The following is a 21,208-nucleotide window of genomic DNA, read 5'->3' on the forward strand; positions in this document are numbered from 1 at the left end:
AAGTTTAGGAAACGTACCCGGCCGGACAGCTCATGCGGTAGCTGGTGCGCGCAGGCGGGACGCCAGTTCTGCATGCCCCTCGACCATGCGGGTGACCTGTGCAGGGTCCACCTCCATACTGCCATCTCCCTCGATATGGGTGCCGCCAAGGACCAGACCGGTCTTGCGCGGGAACATGTAGAGGACGCCCTTCGAGGTCGAGGCGACATAGGAATAGGTCACGTCCGGCTGGGGGAGGAGATGGCTGAGCTGGCCCTTCACCGGCATCAACTGCTCATCGCCGAAGATCTGAGAGGCGCCGAGCCCAGTACAGTTCACGATGGTTTTCTCATCCAGTGCCATGACGTCTTCCACCGAAGCAAAGCGAACACGTTCAGTGCGCGCGCCTGCGAGCTGGGCATCCTGAAGGATGGCGTCGAGATAATAGTCCGGATCGATGATCATCGCCTTGAAACGTTCCTGATAGGCATAGCCGAACAAGTTGTTCTCGGTCGACATCCTCAGCTCCGGGTAGATGTCGTCACCGCCCGGCAGCTCCTTCCGGTCCGTCGGGACGCGGCGCCCGAGACTGTGATGGTCGGCCCAGTAGACGCCATAACCGGGCCGGTTCACATAAGGCAGGAAGCCATAATAGGCGAGGCGGATCAGCTTGCGGTTCATGGCGAGCCATTCACGGCTGACATGTTCGTAGTCGAAATATCCGGTCGGCATCCAAAGGACGCCGGCCACGTTCGATGTGGTGTGCGGTGGCAGGTTTTCTGCGTAGATCGTGACATTATGCCCCCGCCGGGCAAGGATGAGCGCGCTCGTCAGGCCCTGCACGCCGCAGCCAAGGACAGCGATATCGCGCTGCCCTGTGGCGCTGGCCTCATCGGCGGCCACGCTGGCTGTGCCCCAGGACATGGTGACTCCACAGCCGCCATGGCCGTAATTGTGAATGACGGTCTTGTCGCCAAGCCGCTCGGTTTCGAGCCGGTAGCCGGCGGGGCGATAGGGGCGGAGTCCTACCACGGTCCGCGTGACACGGGACATGGTTGAGTTCACCGGGACATAGTTCGCATAGGGATCGGGCCCTGCTGAGGCCTGCACGGGGCTGGCGGAGGGCGCAGTGGCACAGGCGCCGAGTGTTGCAAGGCCAAGGCCGCTCACGAATTCGCGTCGCCGCATGAAAGACTTCCTCTTTTCCAGGATCAGGACCGTAGGGCGCGACAGTGCCCGGGCGCTTTTCTGCGGGCAAGATACGGCCCGCCTGTTTCATCTTAAATCTAGTTCAGGTCACCGGAACTGACCGGCGCGCGCACGGTTCATAGTCAGGCGCAAAAGATAAAGGAGCAGGCGGATGTCCAAAGGCAAAGGCTATAATGTGGGTGACAAGGTCGAATGGGACTGGGGCAACGGCACCGGGGCGGGCACGATCAGGCAGGTCTACACCCAAAAGCGGACGGTCAAGATCAAGGGGGAGGAGGTCACGCGGGAGGCCAGTGAAGAAGAGCCCGCCTATCTGATCGAGCAGGATGATGCCGAGGTCCTGAAAGGCCAATCTGAGCTTCGCAAGGCCTCATGAGATGAAGCCTCATCGCCGGGGCACACAATCTAGTAAAAAGGCCGGTGCGGGACTGCCCGCACCGGCCTTTCAATTCAACTGAGATATGGAAGGGAAATCCTATTCCTCGGATTCCTCTTCGGCGGTCTCGCCTTCTTCGCCTTCAGCCTCTTCTTCCGGCTGGGCTTCGGGTTCCGGACGGCAATCGCTGACCAGGGTCTTCATGGCGTCGTCTGCTGGCACGACAATCTCGTCACTGCCGGAACGCACGCGGATCGCATCGCCCGCATTGATCAGGGTCGCAACACCATTCGCGGCGGGGTCGATCGAGCCGCCAATCATCGGCGTTTCCGTCTCGAGAGCCACAGCATCAATGCTGACATTGCCCGCTGAGGTCAGGAAGTCGATCGATTCGCCTGCCTCGCTTTCGCTGAGCGCACGCTGAATGACGAGGGAGTTACTTTCATCCTCGGTGGCGCCGGAACGGCAGATCAGGGTCAGCAGGGTTTCGCCTTCAGGGCCGAAGCTGACAGACGGGTCGCCGCGATCCGTTGATGTGGTCCAGCTGCCTTCCATCGGTTCCGGCATTTCGCGCGAAACGCCTGCATTCGATTCCGCTTCGGCGGCTGCTTCTTCCATTGTGGGGCCGGGAGCCGGCATCGTGCCGTCCTCATTGCTGTAGCCGGTGGAGTCTCCACAGGCCGCGAGGGCCGCTGGGAGAAGGGCAAGCAGGATCAGTCGCATGGAAGGTATCCTTTCTTTCACGTATCCAAGAACCGTGGAACCAACGCAGCGACCCCTTATCGGTTTCGAAAAGAAGCAAATTCCTGCCGACCGGCAGCAGACTCACTGTATGTGCCCGGCAAAGACGACTGGATTGAACGCTGTAATTCGCGCAAAGGTGCATTGTCCCGAAGCCGTGCGCCCAGTATCGAGCTTTTCATAGACCCATTCAGGACCTGGCGACCAAAATTGACCGACACAACTGACCTTGGAGCCCGGATCGTCGCGGCCATGCAGGCCGAGCAATCCGAAACTGACGCAGCCGGCCACGGCATCAATGCCGAGGAGTGGAACCGGCTGGTGACGCGGCTTGAGCGCAACCCCAACCTTGTCGAGCTTGGCATCTATTCGGTGATGTGGTCCGAGCACTGCTCCTACAAATCCTCGCGCCGGCACCTGTCGAAATTCCCGACCAAGAATGACCGCGTCATCCAGGGACCCGGTGAGAATGCCGGTGTCATCGATATTGGCGACGGGCAGGCAGCCATCTTCAAGATGGAGTCGCACAACCACCCGTCATACATCGAACCCTATCAGGGCGCGGCGACCGGCGTCGGTGGTATTCTGCGCGACGTGTTCACCATGGGCGCGCGGCCGATTGCGCTGGTCAACGCTCTGCGCTTTGGTTCGCCTGACCACCCAAAGACGCGCAGCCTGGTCGCTGGCGTGGTCGCGGGCATTGGCGGTTATGGCAATTGCGTTGGCGTGCCGACGGTTGCGGGTGAAACCCAGTTCGACGAGGGCTATAATGGCAATATCCTCGTCAATGCGATGGCGGTCGGCCTCGCAGACCAGGACAAGATTTTCTATGCGCGCGGCGCCACGCCCGGCAATCCGATTTTCTATGTGGGCTCCAAGACGGGCCGCGACGGCATCCATGGCGCGACCATGGCCTCGGCAGAGTTCTCTGAAGGCGACGAGGAAAAGCGCCCCACCGTCCAGGTCGGCGACCCGTTCACCGAGAAGCTGCTGATCGAGGCCTGCCTCGAACTGATGGCGACCGACGCGATCCAGGCCATTCAGGATATGGGCGCCGCAGGTCTCACCTCTTCATCGGTCGAGATGGCCGACAAGGGCGGCATCGGTATCGAGATGGATCTCGACAAGGTGCCTCAGCGCGAAACCGGCATGACCGCCTATGAGATCATGCTGTCGGAAAGCCAGGAGCGGATGCTCATGGTGCTGAAGCCCGGCAAGGAGGATGTCGCCAAGGCCATCTTTGAGAAATACGACCTCGATGCCGAAGTCATTGGCGTGACGACCGATACGGGCCGCATGGTGCTGAAGCAGTTCGGTGAGGTGGTCTGCGATATTCCTGTGCCGCCTCTCGCCGAAGATGCGCCAAATTATGACCGTCCCTGGGTTGAGCCAAAGGTTCGTGCGCCCCTCGATATCTCGAAATACCCGGAGCCAAAGAACTATGGCGAGGTCCTGCTGAAGCTGATGTCCTCGCCGGACATGGCGTCGAAACGCTGGATCTGGGAGCAGTATGACCGCCATGTGATGGGCGATACGATCGACAGCTCACAGAGTATGGGCGATGCGGCCATTGTGCGCATCCATGGCACGAACAAGGCGCTGGCGATCTGTTCGGACTGCAACCCCCATTATGTGGCAGCCGACCCATATGAAGGCGGCAAGGCCGTAGTGGCAGAGGCCTATCGCAACCTTTCAAGCGTTGGCGCGATGCCCATTGCCATCACAGACAATCTCAATTTCGGCAATCCGGAAAAGCCCGCCACGATGGGCTATATCGTGAAGGCCATCGAGGGCATGGCTGAAGCCTGCCGCGGGCTCGATTTCCCTGTCGTATCGGGCAATGTCAGCCTCTATAATGAGACCGATGGCAAGGCTATTCCGCCAACGCCCGTCGTCGGCGGTGTAGGCCTGATCGAGGATGTGTCGAAGATCGCGACCCTGAAGGGCGCGCAGCCGGGTGATGCGCTCATCCTGATTGGAAACTTCGAAAACGCCGCCATGGACGCCTCTCTCTATGCGCGCGAATGGCTGGGGCTGAAAGGTGACGCGCTTGGTCCCTCACCGCGTATCGACCTCGCCGAGGAAGCCGCGAATGCCGCGCTTGTGCGCAAACTGATCGAGCAGGGCCTCGTCAATGCTGTCCACGATGTCAGTGATGGCGGTGTGGGCTGCGCGCTGGCTGAAATCGCGCTTGCCAGCCATGCAGGTGTCGTCATGGACATCAGCGAACGGTTCGCTGACTTTCCGGCCCTGTCGCTGCTGTTTGGCGAGGGCGCGGCGCGCTATGTCGTCGTGGCCAAGGGGAGCGAAGACCCCGTCTTCGATTTCATCGAAGCCGAAGGCGACAAGGTGAAGTGCCTCTATCTCGGTTATGTCCAGGAAAACGGTGAAGCTGAGATCAGCCTGGTGCACGATGCGCGGACCGGGAAGGCGACCAGCCTGCCGCTTGCTGCGCTCCGCGAGGCCCATGAAGGCTGGCTGCCGCGCTATATGAAGGGCGAAGGCTGAGGGTCTTATCCGGCTGCGACGATCTCAACCCTGAAAAAATGTACAAAATTTCACTATTCTCTTATCCATAACGCACTAAGCAATTTCCCTTAGTGCGGGGAGGAAATCCGTCGATGGATGGCGATACGCCTCTTTCTTCCCGCCCGCGCGCCAGTGCCCTCTGAGCACTGGCGCGCCTAGCCCTCCGGCTCCAGCTTTTCGGCTCTGCCGATCCTGCGGGTTAACTTCCGCGATTACGGCCATTGACCTTTGATGCGGGGAGCGCTTCGCTGCCTTCATCATGGAGGTTTCCCGATGAAAAAGAGTCTGATTTCAACCAGCGTCATCGCGCTTGGCACGGCAATGCTCGTGGCCTGCAGCAACGATCCAGGCCAGGCGTCCAGGGCTGATGCACCTGCCTCGCCTATGGCCGGCGATCCCGTCGACAAGGAAAACACCAGGGTCGCCGAAGCCCGGGCTTTCCTTGAGCGCGCCGATGCAGAGCTTGGCCAGATGTCCAAGGAAGTGAGCCCGGTCTTTTGGGAGCAGGCCACCAACATTACCGACGAGACGAATGCGGCGGCGGCCGAAGCCGGTGCGCGCGCCACGACCTTGGCTGTGTCGCTCGCCAATGAGTCCAAACAGTTCAATGATGTCGACCTGCCGCCCGATCTTGCCCGAAAGATGAAGCGGCTTCAGTCGGGCGTGACCATTCCAGCGCCCTCCAGCGAGGGCGCCGCGGAAGAACTGTCGAAGATCACCACCGGTCTGGAAGCGACCTATGGCACCGGCACTTTCACCTATAAGGGCGAAGAGCTGAACCTCGACCAGCTCTCGACCATCATTGAGACTAGCCGCGACCCGGCAGAGTTGAAGGTTGTGTGGGAAGGCTGGCGTACGGTCTCCCCGCCGATGAAGGATGATTACGCCCGCATGGTCGAGATCGCCAATGAGGGCGCCCAAGAGCTTGGCTATGATAATCTCAAGACGATGTGGCTCTCTAAATATGACATGCCACCGGAGGAAATGGCTGCCGAGGTGGACCGCCTCTGGGGCCAGGTCGAGCCGCTTTATGAGCAGCTCCATTGCTACGTCCGCGCCGAACTCAATGAGGAATATGGCGATGCGGTGCAGCCGGCAAACGGTCCGATCCGCGCGGACCTTCTCGGCAATATGTGGTCGCAGTCCTGGTCAAACATCTATCCGCTCGTCCAGCCGGAAGGCCTGCCGGGGCAGGGCTATGACCTCACCGAGGAACTGGTTGAGGCAGACTATACGCCGATAAGGATGGTCGAGACCGCCGAAGGCTTCTTCACCTCGCTTGGTCTCGCCCCGCTGCCTGAAACCTTCTGGGAGCGCTCAATGATCGTTCGCCCGGATGACCGGGAGGTCGTCTGCCATGCATCCGCCTGGGACCTTGATGACGAAGAGGATGTCCGCATCAAGATGTGCACAGAAGTGAATGCCGAGGACTTCTACACGGTCCACCATGAGCTGGGGCACAATTACTACCAGCGCGCCTATAAGGACGTGGACTATCTTTACAAGGACGGCGCCCATGACGGCTTCCACGAAGCCATTGGCGACTTTATCGCGCTCTCGATAACGCCATCCTACCTTGTTGATATTGGTCTGATCACTGAGGAGCAGGTGCCCGGTGAAGAGGCCGACATCTCGCTTCTGATGAATACCGCGCTCGACAAGATTGCCTTCCTGCCTTTTGCCCTGACGGTGGATAGCTGGCGGTGGGATGTTCTGGACGGGACAACGATGCCCGCCGACTACAATGAGGCCTGGTGGGACAAGCGGACCCACTATCAGGGCATCGTCCCGCCGGGGCCGCGTCCGGCGGACGCCTTCGATCCCGGGGCGAAGTACCATATCCCGGGCAATACGCCGTATCTGCGCTACTTCCTGTCCTATATCATGCAGTTCCAGTTCCATAAGGCTGCCTGCGAGCAGGCTGGCTGGGAAGGCCCGCTGCATCGCTGCTCGATCTACGGCAATGAGGAAGTCGGTTCGCGCTTCAATGCGATGATGGAAATGGGGGCATCTGAGCCGTGGCCGGATGTGCTGGAGACCTTCACGGGCACCCGCGAAATGGATGGCTCCGCGATCATCGAGTATTTCGATCCGCTGATGGGCTATCTTGAAGAGCAGAATGCCGGCCGTAGCTGCGGCTGGGATTAGCGGCTCTGACCCCTTGAACTGAAAAGCCCCGGGCCAGTGTGGTCCGGGGCTTTTTTTCTGAGCGGCGCCGAGGGTGGTGGCTTTTCAGTTCGCCTCGGCGGCGACATATTCATCCACGGCTTCCGCGACCATCAAAACGGTATCGACCGACCTTGCGAACGTCTCCGGATCGACCTTGTCGAAGGTGTCGCTCACCTTGTGATAATCGGCATGGTCCTCGACGCCGAGATAGATGAACGGGACCCCGGCCCGCAGGAAAGGGGCATGGTCCGACATGGTAGACCAGTCCTGATCGCCCCATTCAGGGCTGTCATGACCCCGGCTCAGCTTGAGAGGCGCGCGCTCGGCCACCCCGTCAACAAGCGGGATCAAGTCGGGATAATGGTGCGTTCCGACTGCGAAGATTTCGCCTTTGTCGGCTCGCGAGACCATGTCGAGGTTCAGGTTGAAGGCGAGCCTGCCCGCGATTGCGTCTGGAAGATCACGGACGAACTCTGCCGATCCGGCAAGGCCCTGCTCCTCGGCATCGAAGAAGGCAAAGACCAGGTCATTCTCAGGCGGGTTCTCCTGAAACCAGGCGACGGTTTCCAGCAAGGCCACGACGCCGGAGGCATTGTCATCGGTGCCGTTATAGATGCCGTCCTCACCTGTGCCGAGATGGTCGTAATGCGCGGACATCACGATGACCGGGGCATCCTGGCCCCGGCGTCCATCAATGACAGCCAGGATGTTCGTGCCTTCTATCTGCCGCCCGGAAAAATCCGGCGTCTCGAAGGCGGCGCGATAGTCGCCGTTTTGAAGCGGCGCGACGCCAAAGGTCTCAAGCCGGCCGATAATCCAGTCCTGCGCCTTCAGATTGCCAGGTTCGCCCGTCTTGCGGCCTTCAAACGCGTCCGAGGACAGGGTTTCCAGCGCGGCACTGGCGCGTGTGGCGTCATGGTACTGGGCCGGATAAGTGCCCTCCTGGATGCTGGGGGAAGGTGAGACCGGTGCCGTCTGCGTCGCGGGGCTGGAACAGGCAGCCAGCAAAAGGCCGGCGATCAGGGCAGTACGGATCATCTGCATGGAGCTCCTATCAGGCATTGTCTTGACCATAGGGCGATTGGCCGCCATGTGCGAGCGGCAAAGGAGAGCTGCTATGGCGATGGACCGAGACACACTCGAAACCTATCTGAAGAATGCTTTTCCGGAGGCGGAGATCGTCCTGACCGACCTCGCCGGTGACAATGATCACTGGCAGGCTGAAATCGTATCGCCGCAGTTCAAGGGCGTACCGCGGGTGCGTCAGCACCAGATGGTCTATGCTGCCTTGAAGGGCACAATGGGCGGTGAGCTACATGCCCTCGCGCTGAAGACGCGCGCCCCCGACTAGGCAAGCGCTAGTCGTCGTCCTCGTCCGCGCTGCCAATCGGGCCGCCCAGCGGATCTGGATATTCCGGATAGCCTTCCCAGTCGTCATTCCTGCTCTCGCGCTCGCCATCATTGTCTGATGCGCTCTGGTCGGTTGCGTCGTCCTCGTCGCGTTGAATGGGTTCGACGCGGGCATTCTCCGGCAGCCCGTCGACATAGCCAGCTGTGGCATCATAATCGCCGGGGAAATCACCCATCTTCTGAACAGAATAGGCCGGCCCGCCACGCTCGCGCGGAGTGGGCAGGGCCGGGCGATTGGCACGTGAGGGGAGGGGGCGCGTACGTGGAAGGGTGGGCTGAGCGGTTTGCTGGCTGTTTGCCTGCGGGGCTGCCGCCGAATCTGCAGGTCTGTCCGGCTGCGTCTGCGGTGTTGCTGTGGATGGGGCCGGCGCCATTGAAGCTGGGCGACTTGTCACATCTCTTGCTGGCGCTTGTTGAGGCTGGGCGGCGCTTGCTGGCCCGCGTGTTTCTGTGACGGCATCGGCGACAGGCGGTTGCACGGGCCGGGTCGTCAGGTTGCGAGGCGGTCGGCTTTGACGAGGCGCAGGTGCCGGAGAAGGCCTGACAGTCGTCGGCGTATCAGCGGTGCGAGGAGCGGGCGTGGATGTCACCTGCCCCGGTTCGGGCGCAGGGCGTCTCGTGGCCCGGCTTATGGGTGTGGGCGTTTGCGGCGCGGGCTCGGCAGAGGGACCCACCGGTGTCGGAAGCAGGTGGCTGACAGCGGCCTCGTTCGGCGGCACGGATGAGCTGGATGCCATCTCCCGGCGTTCGACAGGTGGCGAGGTCGCAGCAGCCACCGCGGTATTGGTTCGCGGCGCGGCGGCTGCCTGCTGTGTTGCCACGACATCCGCGCTCAGCCCCGAGACATAGCCAGCCCTTGGCTGGCTTTGGCCGGCAGAACTTTTCAGCTCACATCTCGGCCCGATGCGGAATGTAGGCGGTGTGATCGACCAGGCCGCGCAGCGTTGATCCTCCGCGCAGGCGGCCGCACAGGCCTGCAGGCCGCTGGAGCGCATGGACTGGTAGGTATGGCCGACGCGGTAGGTGTCGGTTTCGGCCGGGATGCCGTCATTGTCAGCCGCCATTGTGATATCGGCGGCTGCGAGCCCCGAGAGAAGGCAGGCCAGGGCGGCAAGACCCGAAAGACGGCCCGTATTGTATAGGCGATGGCGCATGTTGAACGTCATAAGCGCAGAATCTAGGCCCTATGGATTAAGCGATGGTTAGGCCTGATTGGCCTTTTCCAGCTCTTCCTTGCGCGCTTCGATCTCAAGCCAGTCACTTTCGGCCTGTTCGAGTTCGCCCCGCGCGGCCGCGAGCCGGTCGCTGATCTTTGAAAAGCGGGCAGGGTCGCTATTGAACAGCTCCGGGTCGGACAGTTCGGCTTCCAGCTTCTCGATCTCGGCGCCCAGCCGCGGCATGGCCGCTTCCACTTCCTTCAGGCGGTGCTTGTCCTTGAAGGAAAGCTTCGCCTCGCGCTGGGGCGCATGGCTTGAGGTCTGGCCTGCCGGTTTCTTCTGTGCCTTGTCGGCGGGTTTTGCCGCTGTCCGGCTGGAGAGGGACGGGACTTGTCGGGCCGCATCGCTCCACCCGCCTGACGTTTCCACCCAGCGGCCATTGCCCATGGGCACAAGACAGCTAGTGACAATCGCGTCGAGAAAGGCGCGGTCGTGGCTGACGAGGATCAACGTGCCGTCATAATCGCTCAGCATCTCCTCAAGCAGGTCCAAGGTCTGCATGTCGAGATCATTGGTCGGCTCGTCCAGCACCAGGACATCGGCCGGTTGGGCCAGCGCGATGGCAAGGGTCAGCCGGTTGCGTTCCCCGCCTGAAAGGGCAGAGACAGGCTGGCGCAGCTGTTCAGGCGAAAACAGAAAGTCTTTTGCGTAGCCCGCGACGTGTTTGGGCTGGCCCTGGACCATGATGGAGTCACCGCCTGCCGGCGTCAGCGCTTCCCAGAGCGTATCATCGGCTTTCAGCGTCTCGCGGGTCTGGTCGAGATATGTGACCGAGAGAGTCTGGCCGATCTTCACCGATCCCTTGTCGGGTTCAAGCTCGCCAAGCAACAGTTTCAAAAGCGTCGTCTTGCCGACGCCGTTCGGGCCGACAATGCCGATCCGGTCCCCCTTGAGGATGCGCAGCGATAGGTCTTCAGCGATAATCGTGTCGCCGAAGCGTTTTGAGATGCCGAAGGCTTCGAGCACCTTGCGGCTCTGGCTATCGCCGCTCTCGGCGCTGAGGCCAGCGGTGGATTTGGCCTCATTGAGGGCGCTGCGCTGTTTTGCATGCTGGGCACGAAGCTCATGCAGGCGGGCGAGGCGGCCCATATTCCGCTTGCGCCGCGCCGTCACACCCCGGGCCAGCCAGTGCTGTTCCTCTTTGAGGTGGGTCTTCATTCGCTGGAGCTGTTTTTCCTCTTCAGCTTCGATACCGGCGGCCCACTCGTCGAAATCGGCATAGCCTTTGGGCGACTTCCAGACTTTACCCTGCCGCAGCCAGAGCGTCGTCGTGGTCACGTTTTCAAGAAAACGCCGGTCGTGGCTGACCAGAAGTACGGCGCCGGGGAAGGATTTGAGCCGTGTCTCGAGTGTTTCGATCATCGGCACATCGAGGTGGTTGGTCGGCTCATCCAGGAGCAGGATGTCTGGATCCTGGGCAAAAGCACGCGCCAGCGCCGCGCGGCGAATCTGTCCGCCTGACAGCGTCGCAGGGTCTGCGTCTGGGTCGATACCGAAAAGGCCAAGTTCCGCCTCTGCCATCCAGACCGCTTCGAGGCCCTCGGCTGCATAGTCGAGGACAGTGGCGAAGGAAGAAAGGTCGGGCTCCTGCTCGACGGTGGCCGCCTCCACGCCCGGCTGGCGCCAGAGATCTCCGGCATCGGGCGCGTGCGTTCCCGTTATGAGTTTCATCAGCGTGGATTTGCCCGCGCCATTGCGCCCGACAAGGGCCGCGCGCTCTCCGCGTGCCAGCGTGAAGGTCACACCGGTGAAGATCGGTGTGCCACCAAAAGTGAGCTCGACATCAGCGAGGCGTAGGATCGGAAGGTCAGCCATTGTGGCGAGAGGTGTGGCCGGGTGGGCCTCCCAGTCAAGCGGTGTTGATCAGGATTTCAGCTTGTAGCCTGTTCTGAACAGCCACCAGACCCAGACACAGCTGGCAAGGGTAAAGCCGGCGGTGGTGATCACGCCTGTGGAGAGGGCCGTGTTGGACACGCCGATGAAACCTGCCCGGAAGCCGTCGATCAGGTAGAAGATGGGATCGAAATGCGCAGCCGTCTGGAAGGGTTCAACCAGGACCTTGATGTCGTAGAAAGTGCCGGACAGGAAGGTCAGCGGCACGATCACGAAATTGGTGATGGCGGCCAGGTGGTCGAACTTTTCAGCCCAGATACCAGCAATCGCGCCCAGCGCGGCAAGGAAGATGGTTGCCATCAGGCTGAACCAGATGATCGGCCAGATCATCGCGATGTTGAGACTTGCAAGCCCTGAGAAGTGTATGGCGAGCCCGCCGATCACACCGACCATGATACCGCGGGTCACCGCGCCGAAGATAAATCCAAGCGTCAGCTCAAGCGGCGAGAGAGGCGGCATCAGGAAGTCGACCTGGCTACCCTGTACCTTGGCGATGGTCAGGGAGGAAGACGTATTCTGGAAGGCGTTCTGGAGCATCGACATGATGATGAGGCCAGGCGCCAGGAAGGCATTGTAATCCAGCCCGGCAAAGTCCCCCGTCAGCTCACCGCGATTGCCGAAGGCGAGTTTAAAGACGGTCATGAAGAGAAGCGTCGTGATGACCGGCGCAAACAGCGTCTGCATCCAGACTTTCAGGAACCGGCCCACCTCACGCTTGTAGAGGGTCCAGAGGCCGATCCAGTTGATCGCACCATAATTGCGTGGCGGGGCAGGAAGCGGGCGGGCATCTGCAGAAATCTGATCGCTCATGCGCGCTATTTAGGGGCTCGGCCCCGCAATGACGATAGCTAAAAGACGCTTTGGCAAGGATTTTTCCGTTCTGTCCACAGGCTGATACTATATATAGAAAGGTTGTGGAGAACCCGTATCAGCATATTGTGTTTCGTTTCGGCTTCGGTACGATATCTAGGTGTTCAGCACGGCGGCGAATTTCTGTCGTCACAATATCTAGGGTCGCATAACGCCAGGAGGCCATTCAATGTCTTGGACCGAAGATCGCGTCGATGTTCTGAAAAAACTGTGGGCAGAAGGTCACTCAGCCAGCCAGATCGCAAAACAGCTCGGGGGCGTGACCCGGAATGCTGTGATCGGCAAGGTGCACCGTCTTGGTCTGTCGGGCCGCGCCACGCCGTCGCGCCCGGTGAAACGCCCGCCGCGTCTGGCCCGGCCGAAGCCGCAGCTGCAGACAGAGGGGACCGTGCAGGCTCAGACATCATCACCAACCGACGAAAACCGGATTCGCCGCTCCGATCAGCAGGCAATTCTGTCCGCGCTCGCCCCGGCGCCGGTGGCCGACGGGGAAGCGGCGACAATCCTGACGCTGCGCGACTCAATGTGCAAATGGCCGATTGGCGATCCGGCCGACCCGCAATTTGCCTTCTGCGGGCGCAAATCCGATTGCGGTCCTTACTGCGCCGAACATGCGAAAGTCGCCTTCCAGCCCCAACGCAAGCGTGAGCGCAAGCGCGAGGATGAACAGGAAGCCCGCAAGATCGCTGGCTAGGGCGCGTTCGCCTTCAGGCATGAATAAAAAAGGCCGGACCTGCCTTGCGCGGGTCCGGCCTTTTTTTGGGACGTGTGGAAAACCGGTCAGGGTCAGGCCGCCTCGGTCTCGACCTTCTCACCCAGATCCTTGGGCTCCTGGACCTCAAACAGGTCCGCTTCACGCGACATCCAGTCGGCGACCTTTTCCTCTTCCACGCCAAGCTGGCGCAGGATATCGGCTGCCATCTCAATCCCCTTGGGTTCACCCATGGCAAGCCAGGCCCGCATCCCGAGGTTTGCGAAGCGGCGGCGGTCGGCTTCATTGTCGACCGAGACAAAGCGGGGCGTGTCAGGGAATTCGCGCTGGGCGGCGGGGGTGAGGTCCCGGGAGACCTCATAGCGCGGGGCACCGATAACGACCGCGCGTGGATTGGGCCCGGCGACCGCTTCCACCAGACGCAGATTGGCAGCATTGCCAAACGACACTTTGTAGCCGTCGGCAATGGCAGAGACGAAACGCTCAGGTTCGGCATCGAGACAGACATGCGGGATATTGTGGTCGGCCAGCGCATCGGCAGCCAGACGGCCGGCCGGGGTCATGCCGAAGATGATGACCGGCCTGTCCGGCCCGATAGGCGTGATCTCGTTGACGGGCCGCGTCTGTCCCTTGAACATGTTGGCGATCTTGCGCGACAGCTTCATCCCGCCTGCTGCCCAGAAGGGGGCAATGGCAAGGGACAGCGCGATGGAGGCCACGGCGATCGTGTCCAGGGCGGCCGGAACGGCGTCGGTCGTCATGACAAGGATGGAGAGGACGACCAGGGTGAATTCAGACCCCTGCGCCAGCAGGAAGGAGAGCTGGATACTGCCCGGATTGCTCCATTTGTTGAGCCGGGCCGCAGCAAAGCCGGTCAGCGTTTTCACAACGAGGATGGCAAGTGTGACGGCAAGGACAATCGGCCAGCGATTGATCAGCACGCCAAGGTCGACCGACAGGCCAACCGACATGAAGAAAAAGGAAAGGAGCAGCCCCCGGAAAGGCCCTGTTTCCATCTGGACCTGATGGCGGAATGCGGTACCGGAAACGGCGAGACCAGCCAGAAAGGCGCCGAGTGTCAGCGAAAGCCCGAGATAGGCCGTGGCCGAGGCAGCCCCCAGCACGAGCAGCAGGGTCACCGCTGTAAAAGCTTCCTGATTGCGCGTCTGGGCGAGGCCCCGCAGGACAGGCCCCATGAGATAGTGGCCGGCCGCGAACGCCACACCGAAAGCCAGAATGGCGACGCCGGCCGCTTTTGCCAGCGTCATTGCAAGCTGCATCCCGTCCCCGTCGCCGCCGAGCGAATTGGCGAAGATCAGCAGGAAGATGGCGACGATGTCCTGAAAGATCAGCACATGCGTGGTCGAGCGACCAAGGGGGCAGGAGCCAAGCCCCCGCTCCACCATCACGCGCGAGACGACAGCGGTAGAAGAGAGACCAAAAGAGATGCCGAGTGCCAGCGCAATGGGCCAGTCGAGGCCAAACATGGTGAGCGCGATGGTGAACGGGACGCTGGTCAGAACCAGGTGCGCCGGCGCAAGACCCATCAGGTCGCGCCGGCTTTCGCGAAGCTCCCGCAGGGAGACGTGCAGGCCGATATCGAACAGCAGGAACACCACGCCGAGCTCTGCCAGAAGGTGCGTGGTCGAGCTTTCCTCAATCAGTCCGAAAACGTGCGGCCCGATGAGGATGCCGACGGCAAGATACCCCACGATGGGAGAAAGTTTGAGCGCTTTTGAGGCCAGAGCTGCCGCCCCGCCCGCCGCCAGAAGCGTCATGGCCGGGATGAGTGCGTCGACTGGTGCTGTTGCGGCATCCGCCATGGCCGTCCTCCTTCGGGGACTATATTGGCTTGTTGTGCGACGAAAGAAAGGCCGCCGCTTCGATTGGAAGCGGCGGCCTTGTCCTGAGGCCGCCATGCACCCCAAGGTGCACGTCCGGCAGATAAGAAGCTCTTTGCGCCCTAGAGCGAACGGCTGACCGAGACGACGAAGTACTCATCAAGGTCATCATCATCGGTTCCGATGAAGCGGAAGTCGAGGTCGAAGCCTTCGAACGAGGTCGTCAGACCAAGCGAGTAGTCGGTGTAGTCGCCGCCTGCGTCAACGAAATCGGAATAGCCGAGCGTCGCGTCGACTGAGAAGATCTCGTTGATCGGCAGACCGACGCTGCCGGAATAGTAGAAGGCGTCGCCAATCTCATAGTAGAATTCCGGCGAGTAGGCGACGGATGCGCCCACTTCAAGCGTGTCACCCAGCGTGGTGCTTGCACCGGCATAGGCTTCGAAGAAGTTCTGCTCTGGATCGTCCGGGGCGTCCGGATACCAGTAATAAATGACGCCGAGATCGAGATCGAATACGCCAACGGTCGGCGTCCAGCCGGCATAGAGGTCGATTTCTGTCGACGTGCCGTCACCGAAGTCGACGCCGGATGCCCAGGTCCCGACATAGAAGCTGTCGCTCGCCCAGTCGAAACCGCCCTGTACCATCGGGGCTTCGTCGGTCTGGGTAATGCCGCGGAAGACATAGTTCGAGGTGAGCGTGACGTTGCCGCTCCACTCGCCAGCATCCTGGGCAAGAGCCGGAGCGGCCATCGCTGCAGCTGCGGCCCCTAATACAGCCAAACGTGTGATTGATTTGAGCATGAATTCTTCCTCCTTTGCATCCTCATCTCGAGGGCCAAAGTGAAGGCGCGCCATGCTCACAGCTATTGTGAACTAAATGTAACCGCAAAATATTGCGTGCCAGCACGAAAAACGGGCAGACGGCGCAAAAATCGCCTGTCAAAAGAGCTGATTCAACATGCTATCTGGCCGTAAGCGGCGCGAATCCGAGGTGGGTGCCAGCATCCACGAGCAAGGTTTCCCCCGTGACGTGGCGTGAAGCATCTGTGAGAAAGAATACTGCAGAATCAGCGATGTCGTCCGGCCCGCTCGCGGCATTTAGGGGCGTCGATTTTGCAACACTCGCCTCAAGACGCTCATACTGTTCGGCATCCATTTCATTCTTGAACCAGCGCGTGCCGATAAAGCCGGGACAGACTGCGTTGACCCGAATGGCCGGTGCCAGCGCGCGGGCAAGAGAAAGCGTCATCGTGTTCAGCGCGCCTTTCGTGGCCGCATAGGCCACCGAGGACCCGATCCCCGTTACCCCCGCGATGGATGAGATATTCAACGCGGCAGAGGCGCGCCCTGTCTGCTCATAGGCCTTTACCATGAGCTCCTTGCAGGCCTGCATCACGAGGAAAGGCCCGGCGACATTGACTGCATATGTGTCGATGAAATCCGCGCGGCTGAGTGCATCGAGGTCCGAGTGGTCGCGTGCGTGGCGGGTTATGCCGGCATTGTTGACAAGGATGTCGAGACGGCCCCAGGCGGAAGCGGCTTCGGCGAGCTTGGCTGCGCCTTCCTCCGTGGACACATCCGCCGCCACAAGCTGAGCCTGTGCGCCGGCCTCATTGCAGGCGGCCACGGTCGCTTCGCCCTCGTCGATACTGCGTGTGCAATTGATGATGACGTCGGCGCCGCGTTCCGCGAGACGAAGCGCAATCGAGCGTCCAAGCCCGGTTGCCGATCCTGTGACGATAGCCTTGCGCCCTGCCAGGTCTTTCTCTGCCATGCCTGTGTCCTTCCCTTTTTGTGACTGTCACTTGCCCCGTCGCGAGCCGTGCCGTCAATAAAGGATCAGGCCTTGTGATAGGGCAGACCTGCCTCAAGGCTTGCTGCGCGGTAGAGCTGTTCGGCCAGCATGACCCGCACCAGCCTGTGGGGCCAGGTCTGCGGTCCGAAGGCCATTGTCTGCGGAAAGGCGGTGCGGATGGCGTCGCCATATCCCTCGGCCCCGCCAATCAGGAAACAGAGATCGGAGAGCCCGTCATCGCGGGCGGACGAAAGCATGCTGGAAAACGCGGTGGAGGTGTGCTGGGTGCCGAACTCATCAAGCCGGATGACGTGTGCTCCATCGGGCACCTTTGCCATCAGCCTGTCGGCTTCGGCATCCAGGCCGCCGGAGGAGTCGACCTCGATCAGGTCGGCGCTGCGAAAGCCGAGCTGGCGGCCAGCTTTGCGGAAACGGTCAAGATAATCGTCGAAAAGCTCGCGCTCAGGGCCTTTTTTGAGGTGGCCGACCGCAAGGATTGTAATCCGCATGCAGCCGTCGCCCGATCAGGCGTGACCGTGCGTGCTGTCGTCAGCCCAGATCTTTTCCAGATTGTAGAAGCTGCGCACTTCCGGACGGAAAAGGTGAACGATGATGTCACCGATATCGAGCAGTACCCAGTCGGCATTCGGCAGGCCTTCGACCTTGACTGGCCGGCCCGTCGCATCCTTCATGGTCTGCGCAAGATGGTCCGCAATGGAAGCAACATGACGCGCTGACCGGCCGGACGCGATAACCATCACGTCGGCGAGGGACGACTTTCCCTGAAGATCAATTGAAATGATGTCTTCGGCCTTATCGTCTTCGAGACTGTTGATGACCGTATCCGCGATCACGCGAATGTCATCAGCGCTGGCTTTGGCGGCCTTTAACGGCTGCGGGCTTGAAGAGGGCAGGGCGTAATCCTTTTTTCCGATTCCGGAAGGAATATAACACGCTCACTGCAGCGGCTCTAGCCTTTTTGCGCGCGTGCGCGCAGCTGCGTTGAGGAAGCCGGGTCGAATGGCGCCTTCAGGAATACCCAGGCAGGCGGCTCGGCAAAAGGCAGCAGCCCGGCATCCCTCTCCCTCAGCCTGCTGGCCGCATACCGCCTGGCAAAGGGCGAGCGCAGGGCGCGCGGGCCGGCGTCAGGACGTGAAACGACACAGAGCGGTAACATCGATGCCACCGACTGCCAGGCTTTCCAGTCATGGAAGTTCTGAAGGCTGTCGGCCCCCATAAGCCAGACAAATCGGGCACGCGGGCAATGGGCGGTAAAGCCATTGATGACGTCCACCGTATAGCGAAGCCCGGCCCAGTGTTCGAAGTCGCTGACGAACATTTTTGGGTTGTGGCCAATCAGTTCGCGCACGGCATGCACGCGCTCATAGAAGTCGGCGGGTTTGCTCTTGAGTGGGTTGCCGCGGGCAGGCAGCCAGTACACCCAGTCGAGGTCAAGCCGCTTCATTGCTGTCTTCGCGACGTGCAGGTGGCCTGAGTGCGGCGGATCGAAAGACCCACCGAAAAGACCGATCCTCTGGGTGGTCTGAGAGGGGGGCAAGGTCCGCACGGGCGGAAGGAAAGAGGTGGTCGGGCTGCTCACAAAGGTCAGGCGCCCTTAAGGGCGGGTCTCGCCATGGCCGCGAACGACGTATTTGAACGTCGTCAGCTGTTCGGCGCCAACGGGCCCGCGGGCATGGATCCGGCCAGTCGCGATACCGATTTCCGCGCCCATGCCGAACTCTCCGCCATCGGCAAACTGGGTGGAGGCATTATGAAGCACGATGCTGGAATCGACCTCGCGCAGGAAGCGTTCAGCGGTGGACCCGTTCTCTGTGATAATCAGTTCGGTATGGCCTGTGCCATAGTTCGAGATATGGGCCAGGGCGCCGTCCAGACCGTCGACAATCTTTATCGACAGAATGGGGGCGAGGTATTCAGTCCGCCAGTCTTCTTCTGTGGCAGCTTCCATATCCGGCAGGATTTTCCGTGCGGCCGCATCGCCGCGCAGCTCGCAGCCACTGTCGCGCAGCGGTGCGGCGATCGCTGGCAGTAGCTTGCTGGCAACGGATGAATTTATCAGCAGGGTCTCAAGTGCCCCGCACACACCCGTGCGCCGGAGTTTGGCGTTGTAGACAAGGTTGACCGCCTTTTCCGGGTCGGCGTCCGCGTCGACATAGGCGTGGCAGAGACCTTCCAGATGGCCGATGACCGGGATGCGGGCGTCTTGCTGCACCCGGGCCACAAGGCCCTTGCCACCGCGCGGGACGATCACGTCGAGATTGCCGCCAAGGCCTGACAGCATATGGCCAACAGCCTCACGCTCGCGCGTATCGACCAGCTGGATCGCATCGGCCGGCAGGCCCGCCCCCTTAAGTCCTGAACGCAGCGCCGTCGCGATGGCCAGGGCCGAATTGAGACTTTCGCTGCCGGCGCGCAGGATCGCCGCATTGCCGGACCGCAGACAAAGTGCCGAGGCATCGGCTGTCACATTGGGCCGGGATTCATAGACAATGCCGATGACGCCCAATGGGGTGCGCACGCGCGAAATATCCAGCCCTGAGGGGACCTGCCAGTTTGCAATCGTTTCGCCGACCGGATCAGGCAGGTTTGCAATCTTGCGGACAGCGTCGCTCATGGCGCGCATACGGTCCGGTGTGAGAAGAAGGCGGTCGAGCATGGCTTCGCTGAGGCCCTTTTGCCTGGCGCCTTCCATGTCACGTGCATTCGATTTCAGAATGTCCTCGCTGGAGGTTTCCAGCGCATCTGCCATCGCGTTGAGACCCTTGGTGCGGCTGTCCGCTGTAAGCTGTGACAGGCGGGATGATGCCGCACGTGCGCGCTGACCCATTTCCAGCATGGTGTCGGCAAGGCTTGTTTCAGAAGAACGCATGATCCGGCTCATGACAGGCTGTGTGCCGGAAACAGAAGGTGCGCGCAAGACGGCTGTCCAATCGGCGCGCCGGTCCCTTTGCGTCAGCCGCGCCAGAAGCGCGCAGTCATCAGCGTAAAGACGGAAACAAATTCGAGGCGGCCAAGCAGCATGGCGGTCAGGCAAACCCATTTCGCCGGCTCGGGAATGCCCTGGAAGGTGCTTGAAGGGCCGATCTCCGGGCCAAGCCCGGGGCCCACATTGGAAATGCTCGTTGCCGCGCCCGAGATTGACGAGAGGGTATCCATACCGGTCAGCGAGAGGAGAACCGCTGCGATCACGAATGTCGCCATGTAGAGGAAGACGAACACCATGACCGACTGCAGCGTGTCGGAGGAGACGACCCGCCCGGCATAGCGGACCCGGACAATACGGTTGGGCCTGACGATCTGGGCAGCATAGGCGGTCACTGCCTTGAAGCTGATTTCCAGCCTGAACATCTTGATGCCACAGGCCGCAGACCCTGCGCAGCCGCCAAGGAAGGTTGCGATAAGGAAGATGACGGCGGCAGGGCCACCCCAGGTGTCATAGGGGGCCGACGCGTAGCCTGTCCCCGTCATGATCGAGATGATGTTGAACAGAGCCTGCCGGAAGCCGTGAAAGATGTGGTCGAAGACCGGCGGGTCGACCACCGCCTCATGCCAGACCACGATGACCGTGGCAAAGCCTACGGCCAGCCAGAAATAGAGCCGGGGCTGGGGGTCGTTTGCGAAAGGGCGCCACCTGCCGTGGAGGATGAGCAGGGTCAGCAGGCTGAAGGGCAGCCCGGCGATGAACATGAAGACGGTGGCGGCATAGGCGGCAGGCGTATCGGCAAAATAGCCGAATGACGCATCATGGGTGGAAAAGCCGCCCGCGGACATAGTCGTCATGGAATGGGTGATGGCGTCAAAGGCCGTCATGCCGCAGAAAGCATAGGTCATCGCGCAGATCATGGAGATGACAAGGTAGACGATGCCCGTCTGCGCGGTAATTTCCGTGATACGCGGCAGGAATTTGCCGGACATGTCAGAGCTCTCGATCTGGAAGAGCTGCATCCCGCCGACGCGAAGCATCGGCAGGATCACGATGGCGGTCACAATGATGCCGATACCGCCGATCCATTGCAGGATAGCCCGCCAGAGAAGGATGCCGCGCGCTGTCGTATCGAGCCCCGTCATCACGGTGGCGCCCGTCGTCGTAAGCCCCGATACCGTCTCGAACATGGAGTCCGTAAAGGACATGCCATAGCTGATGAACGGTATCGTCGCGATCAGCGGCAGGGCGATCCAGATCACGACCGTCAGGAGAAAGGCTTCGCGGGCCCCGGAAGAGGGCGGTGCGCCGCCGGACAGGACGGCAAGACCAGAACCGATCAGAATGCTCACAGCCGCCGACACAAGGAAGATGGGCCATTGGTCCGACTGGTCGGCAATGTCGAGCAGGGCAGAGGGGATCATGGCCGCGCCCAGCAGGGCGACCATGATGCCTATTGCGAAGATGACGGCTCTAATCTGCATCGCGCGGTGCCTTTAGCATCGTTTGCAGGCCTGCGCG

At 61.2% G+C, this 21,208-nt stretch carries 21 protein-coding genes; 7 read left to right on the forward strand and 14 right to left on the reverse strand.

Features of this window, described 5'->3' with window-relative positions:
- Positions 1-30 precede the first annotated feature (30 nt).
- Positions 31-1,167 (reverse strand): FAD-dependent oxidoreductase, encoded by a 1,137-nt coding sequence (locus tag ABNU55_RS01740; protein WP_290754656.1) that lies wholly within the window; start codon positions 1,165-1,167, stop codon positions 31-33.
- A 172-nt stretch (positions 1,168-1,339) separates the two neighbouring features.
- On the opposite strand from ABNU55_RS01740, the gene ABNU55_RS01745 reads away from it, so the two are divergent.
- Positions 1,340-1,564: a DUF2945 domain-containing protein gene (locus tag ABNU55_RS01745; protein WP_290754658.1), complete on the forward strand. Its 225-nt coding sequence runs from the start codon at positions 1,340-1,342 to the stop codon at positions 1,562-1,564.
- Positions 1,565-1,663: 99 nt separating this feature from the next.
- Here ABNU55_RS01745 and ABNU55_RS01750 read toward each other — a convergent pair whose 3' ends face one another.
- The gene (locus ABNU55_RS01750) at positions 1,664-2,287 is read right to left on the reverse strand and encodes a hypothetical protein (protein WP_290754660.1); all 624 of its coding nucleotides are present in this window, start codon (positions 2,285-2,287) and stop codon (positions 1,664-1,666) included.
- Positions 2,288-2,557: 270 nt separating this feature from the next.
- Between ABNU55_RS01750 and purL the strand changes: the two genes are divergently transcribed.
- Positions 2,558-4,813 (forward strand): phosphoribosylformylglycinamidine synthase subunit PurL, encoded by a 2,256-nt coding sequence (gene purL / locus ABNU55_RS01755; RefSeq protein ID WP_348764221.1) that lies wholly within the window; start codon positions 2,558-2,560, stop codon positions 4,811-4,813.
- A 294-nt stretch (positions 4,814-5,107) separates the two neighbouring features.
- On the forward strand, positions 5,108-6,982 hold the full coding sequence (locus ABNU55_RS01760; RefSeq protein WP_290755236.1) for a M2 family metallopeptidase: 1,875 nt from the start codon (positions 5,108-5,110) through the stop codon (positions 6,980-6,982).
- An 84-nt stretch (positions 6,983-7,066) separates the two neighbouring features.
- Here ABNU55_RS01760 and ABNU55_RS01765 read toward each other — a convergent pair whose 3' ends face one another.
- On the reverse strand, positions 7,067-8,041 hold the full coding sequence (locus ABNU55_RS01765) for a M20/M25/M40 family metallo-hydrolase (protein ID WP_290755234.1): 975 nt from the start codon (positions 8,039-8,041) through the stop codon (positions 7,067-7,069).
- A gap of 79 nt (positions 8,042-8,120) precedes the next feature.
- Here ABNU55_RS01765 and ABNU55_RS01770 point away from each other — a divergent pair, with 79 nt between their 5' ends.
- Complete coding sequence (locus tag ABNU55_RS01770) at positions 8,121-8,354, forward strand: BolA family transcriptional regulator (protein ID WP_290755231.1); 234 nt, start codon at positions 8,121-8,123, stop codon at positions 8,352-8,354.
- Positions 8,355-8,361: 7 nt separating this feature from the next.
- On the opposite strand, the gene ABNU55_RS01775 is transcribed toward ABNU55_RS01770, so the two are convergent.
- Positions 8,362-8,589: a hypothetical protein gene (locus ABNU55_RS01775; protein ID WP_290756873.1), complete on the reverse strand. Its 228-nt coding sequence runs from the start codon at positions 8,587-8,589 to the stop codon at positions 8,362-8,364.
- A 403-nt stretch (positions 8,590-8,992) separates the two neighbouring features.
- Between ABNU55_RS01775 and ABNU55_RS01780 the strand changes: the two genes are divergently transcribed.
- Together ABNU55_RS01780 and ABNU55_RS01785 are read left to right on the forward strand one after the other, a co-directional pair.
- On the forward strand, positions 8,993-9,262 hold the full coding sequence (locus ABNU55_RS01780; RefSeq protein WP_290756875.1) for a hypothetical protein: 270 nt from the start codon (positions 8,993-8,995) through the stop codon (positions 9,260-9,262).
- Between the two features lie 158 nt (positions 9,263-9,420).
- Positions 9,421-9,555, forward strand: a complete 135-nt coding sequence (locus ABNU55_RS01785) for a hypothetical protein (RefSeq protein ID WP_290756878.1) — start codon at positions 9,421-9,423, stop codon at positions 9,553-9,555.
- 60 nt (positions 9,556-9,615) lie between these two features.
- On the opposite strand, the gene ABNU55_RS01790 is transcribed toward ABNU55_RS01785, so the two are convergent.
- Both ABNU55_RS01790 and ABNU55_RS01795 read right to left on the reverse strand, forming a co-directional pair.
- Positions 9,616-11,445, reverse strand: coding sequence for an ABC-F family ATP-binding cassette domain-containing protein (locus ABNU55_RS01790; RefSeq protein WP_290753041.1), 1,830 nt, complete (start codon positions 11,443-11,445; stop codon positions 9,616-9,618).
- Between the two features lie 48 nt (positions 11,446-11,493).
- Positions 11,494-12,333, reverse strand: a complete 840-nt coding sequence (locus tag ABNU55_RS01795; protein ID WP_290753043.1) for an ABC transporter permease — start codon at positions 12,331-12,333, stop codon at positions 11,494-11,496.
- A 229-nt stretch (positions 12,334-12,562) separates the two neighbouring features.
- On the opposite strand from ABNU55_RS01795, the gene ABNU55_RS01800 reads away from it, so the two are divergent.
- Positions 12,563-13,087, forward strand: coding sequence for a GcrA family cell cycle regulator (locus ABNU55_RS01800; RefSeq protein WP_290753045.1), 525 nt, complete (start codon positions 12,563-12,565; stop codon positions 13,085-13,087).
- 92 nt (positions 13,088-13,179) lie between these two features.
- Here ABNU55_RS01800 and ABNU55_RS01805 read toward each other — a convergent pair whose 3' ends face one another.
- From ABNU55_RS01805 to ABNU55_RS01840, 8 genes are all read right to left on the reverse strand, one after another.
- Positions 13,180-14,928 carry a cation:proton antiporter gene (locus tag ABNU55_RS01805; protein WP_290753047.1) on the reverse strand — a complete coding sequence of 583 codons (1,749 nt, stop codon included), beginning with the start codon at positions 14,926-14,928 and terminating at the stop codon, positions 13,180-13,182.
- A gap of 140 nt (positions 14,929-15,068) precedes the next feature.
- Positions 15,069-15,803, reverse strand: coding sequence for a TorF family putative porin (locus ABNU55_RS01810; RefSeq protein WP_348764202.1), 735 nt, complete (start codon positions 15,801-15,803; stop codon positions 15,069-15,071).
- A gap of 106 nt (positions 15,804-15,909) precedes the next feature.
- Positions 15,910-16,722, reverse strand: coding sequence for an SDR family NAD(P)-dependent oxidoreductase (locus ABNU55_RS01815; RefSeq protein ID WP_290753052.1), 813 nt, complete (start codon positions 16,720-16,722; stop codon positions 15,910-15,912).
- 65 nt (positions 16,723-16,787) lie between these two features.
- Complete coding sequence (gene rlmH / locus ABNU55_RS01820; RefSeq protein WP_290753055.1) at positions 16,788-17,252, reverse strand: 23S rRNA (pseudouridine(1915)-N(3))-methyltransferase RlmH; 465 nt, start codon at positions 17,250-17,252, stop codon at positions 16,788-16,790.
- A 15-nt stretch (positions 17,253-17,267) separates the two neighbouring features.
- Positions 17,268-17,597, reverse strand: coding sequence for a ribosome silencing factor (rsfS, locus tag ABNU55_RS01825; RefSeq protein ID WP_290753057.1), 330 nt, complete (start codon positions 17,595-17,597; stop codon positions 17,268-17,270).
- Positions 17,598-17,713: 116 nt separating this feature from the next.
- A complete protein-coding gene (gene nadD / locus ABNU55_RS01830) occupies positions 17,714-18,343 on the reverse strand; it encodes a nicotinate (nicotinamide) nucleotide adenylyltransferase (RefSeq protein WP_348764203.1) in 630 nt (209 codons plus the stop codon).
- A 15-nt stretch (positions 18,344-18,358) separates the two neighbouring features.
- Positions 18,359-19,645 (reverse strand): glutamate-5-semialdehyde dehydrogenase, encoded by a 1,287-nt coding sequence (locus ABNU55_RS01835; RefSeq protein WP_290753060.1) that lies wholly within the window; start codon positions 19,643-19,645, stop codon positions 18,359-18,361.
- Between the two features lie 71 nt (positions 19,646-19,716).
- Positions 19,717-21,171 carry a TrkH family potassium uptake protein gene (locus tag ABNU55_RS01840; RefSeq protein ID WP_290753063.1) on the reverse strand — a complete coding sequence of 485 codons (1,455 nt, stop codon included), beginning with the start codon at positions 21,169-21,171 and terminating at the stop codon, positions 19,717-19,719.
- Between the last annotated feature and the right edge of the window lie 37 nt (positions 21,172-21,208).

The sequence above is a fragment of the uncultured Henriciella sp. genome (genome assembly GCF_964005855.1).
Classification (GTDB): domain Bacteria; phylum Pseudomonadota; class Alphaproteobacteria; order Caulobacterales; family Hyphomonadaceae; genus Henriciella.

Bases quoted from the DNA above. Each gene is read 5' to 3' on its own strand.
- ABNU55_RS01740 (WP_290754656.1), bottom strand. From the start codon at position 1,167: ATGCGGCGACGCGAATTCGTGAGCGGCCTTGGCCTTGCAACACTCGGC.
- ABNU55_RS01745 (WP_290754658.1), top strand. From the start codon at position 1,340: ATGTCCAAAGGCAAAGGCTATAATGTGGGTGACAAGGTCGAATGGGAC.
- ABNU55_RS01750 (WP_290754660.1), bottom strand. From the start codon at position 2,287: ATGCGACTGATCCTGCTTGCCCTTCTCCCAGCGGCCCTCGCGGCCTGT.
- purL (WP_348764221.1), top strand. From the start codon at position 2,558: ATGCAGGCCGAGCAATCCGAAACTGACGCAGCCGGCCACGGCATCAAT.
- ABNU55_RS01760 (WP_290755236.1), top strand. From the start codon at position 5,108: ATGAAAAAGAGTCTGATTTCAACCAGCGTCATCGCGCTTGGCACGGCA.
- ABNU55_RS01765 (WP_290755234.1), bottom strand. From the start codon at position 8,041: ATGATCCGTACTGCCCTGATCGCCGGCCTTTTGCTGGCTGCCTGTTCC.
- ABNU55_RS01770 (WP_290755231.1), top strand. From the start codon at position 8,121: ATGGCGATGGACCGAGACACACTCGAAACCTATCTGAAGAATGCTTTT.
- ABNU55_RS01775 (WP_290756873.1), bottom strand. From the start codon at position 8,589: ATGGGTGATTTCCCCGGCGATTATGATGCCACAGCTGGCTATGTCGAC.
- ABNU55_RS01785 (WP_290756878.1), top strand. From the start codon at position 9,421: ATGGCCGACGCGGTAGGTGTCGGTTTCGGCCGGGATGCCGTCATTGTC.
- ABNU55_RS01790 (WP_290753041.1), bottom strand. From the start codon at position 11,445: ATGGCTGACCTTCCGATCCTACGCCTCGCTGATGTCGAGCTCACTTTT.
- ABNU55_RS01795 (WP_290753043.1), bottom strand. From the start codon at position 12,333: ATGAGCGATCAGATTTCTGCAGATGCCCGCCCGCTTCCTGCCCCGCCA.
- ABNU55_RS01800 (WP_290753045.1), top strand. From the start codon at position 12,563: ATGTCTTGGACCGAAGATCGCGTCGATGTTCTGAAAAAACTGTGGGCA.
- ABNU55_RS01805 (WP_290753047.1), bottom strand. From the start codon at position 14,928: ATGGCGGATGCCGCAACAGCACCAGTCGACGCACTCATCCCGGCCATG.
- ABNU55_RS01810 (WP_348764202.1), bottom strand. From the start codon at position 15,803: ATGGCGCGCCTTCACTTTGGCCCTCGAGATGAGGATGCAAAGGAGGAA.
- ABNU55_RS01815 (WP_290753052.1), bottom strand. From the start codon at position 16,722: ATGGCAGAGAAAGACCTGGCAGGGCGCAAGGCTATCGTCACAGGATCG.
- rlmH (WP_290753055.1), bottom strand. From the start codon at position 17,252: ATGCGGATTACAATCCTTGCGGTCGGCCACCTCAAAAAAGGCCCTGAG.
- ABNU55_RS01835 (WP_290753060.1), bottom strand. From the start codon at position 19,645: ATGAGCCGGATCATGCGTTCTTCTGAAACAAGCCTTGCCGACACCATG.
- ABNU55_RS01840 (WP_290753063.1), bottom strand. From the start codon at position 21,171: ATGCAGATTAGAGCCGTCATCTTCGCAATAGGCATCATGGTCGCCCTG.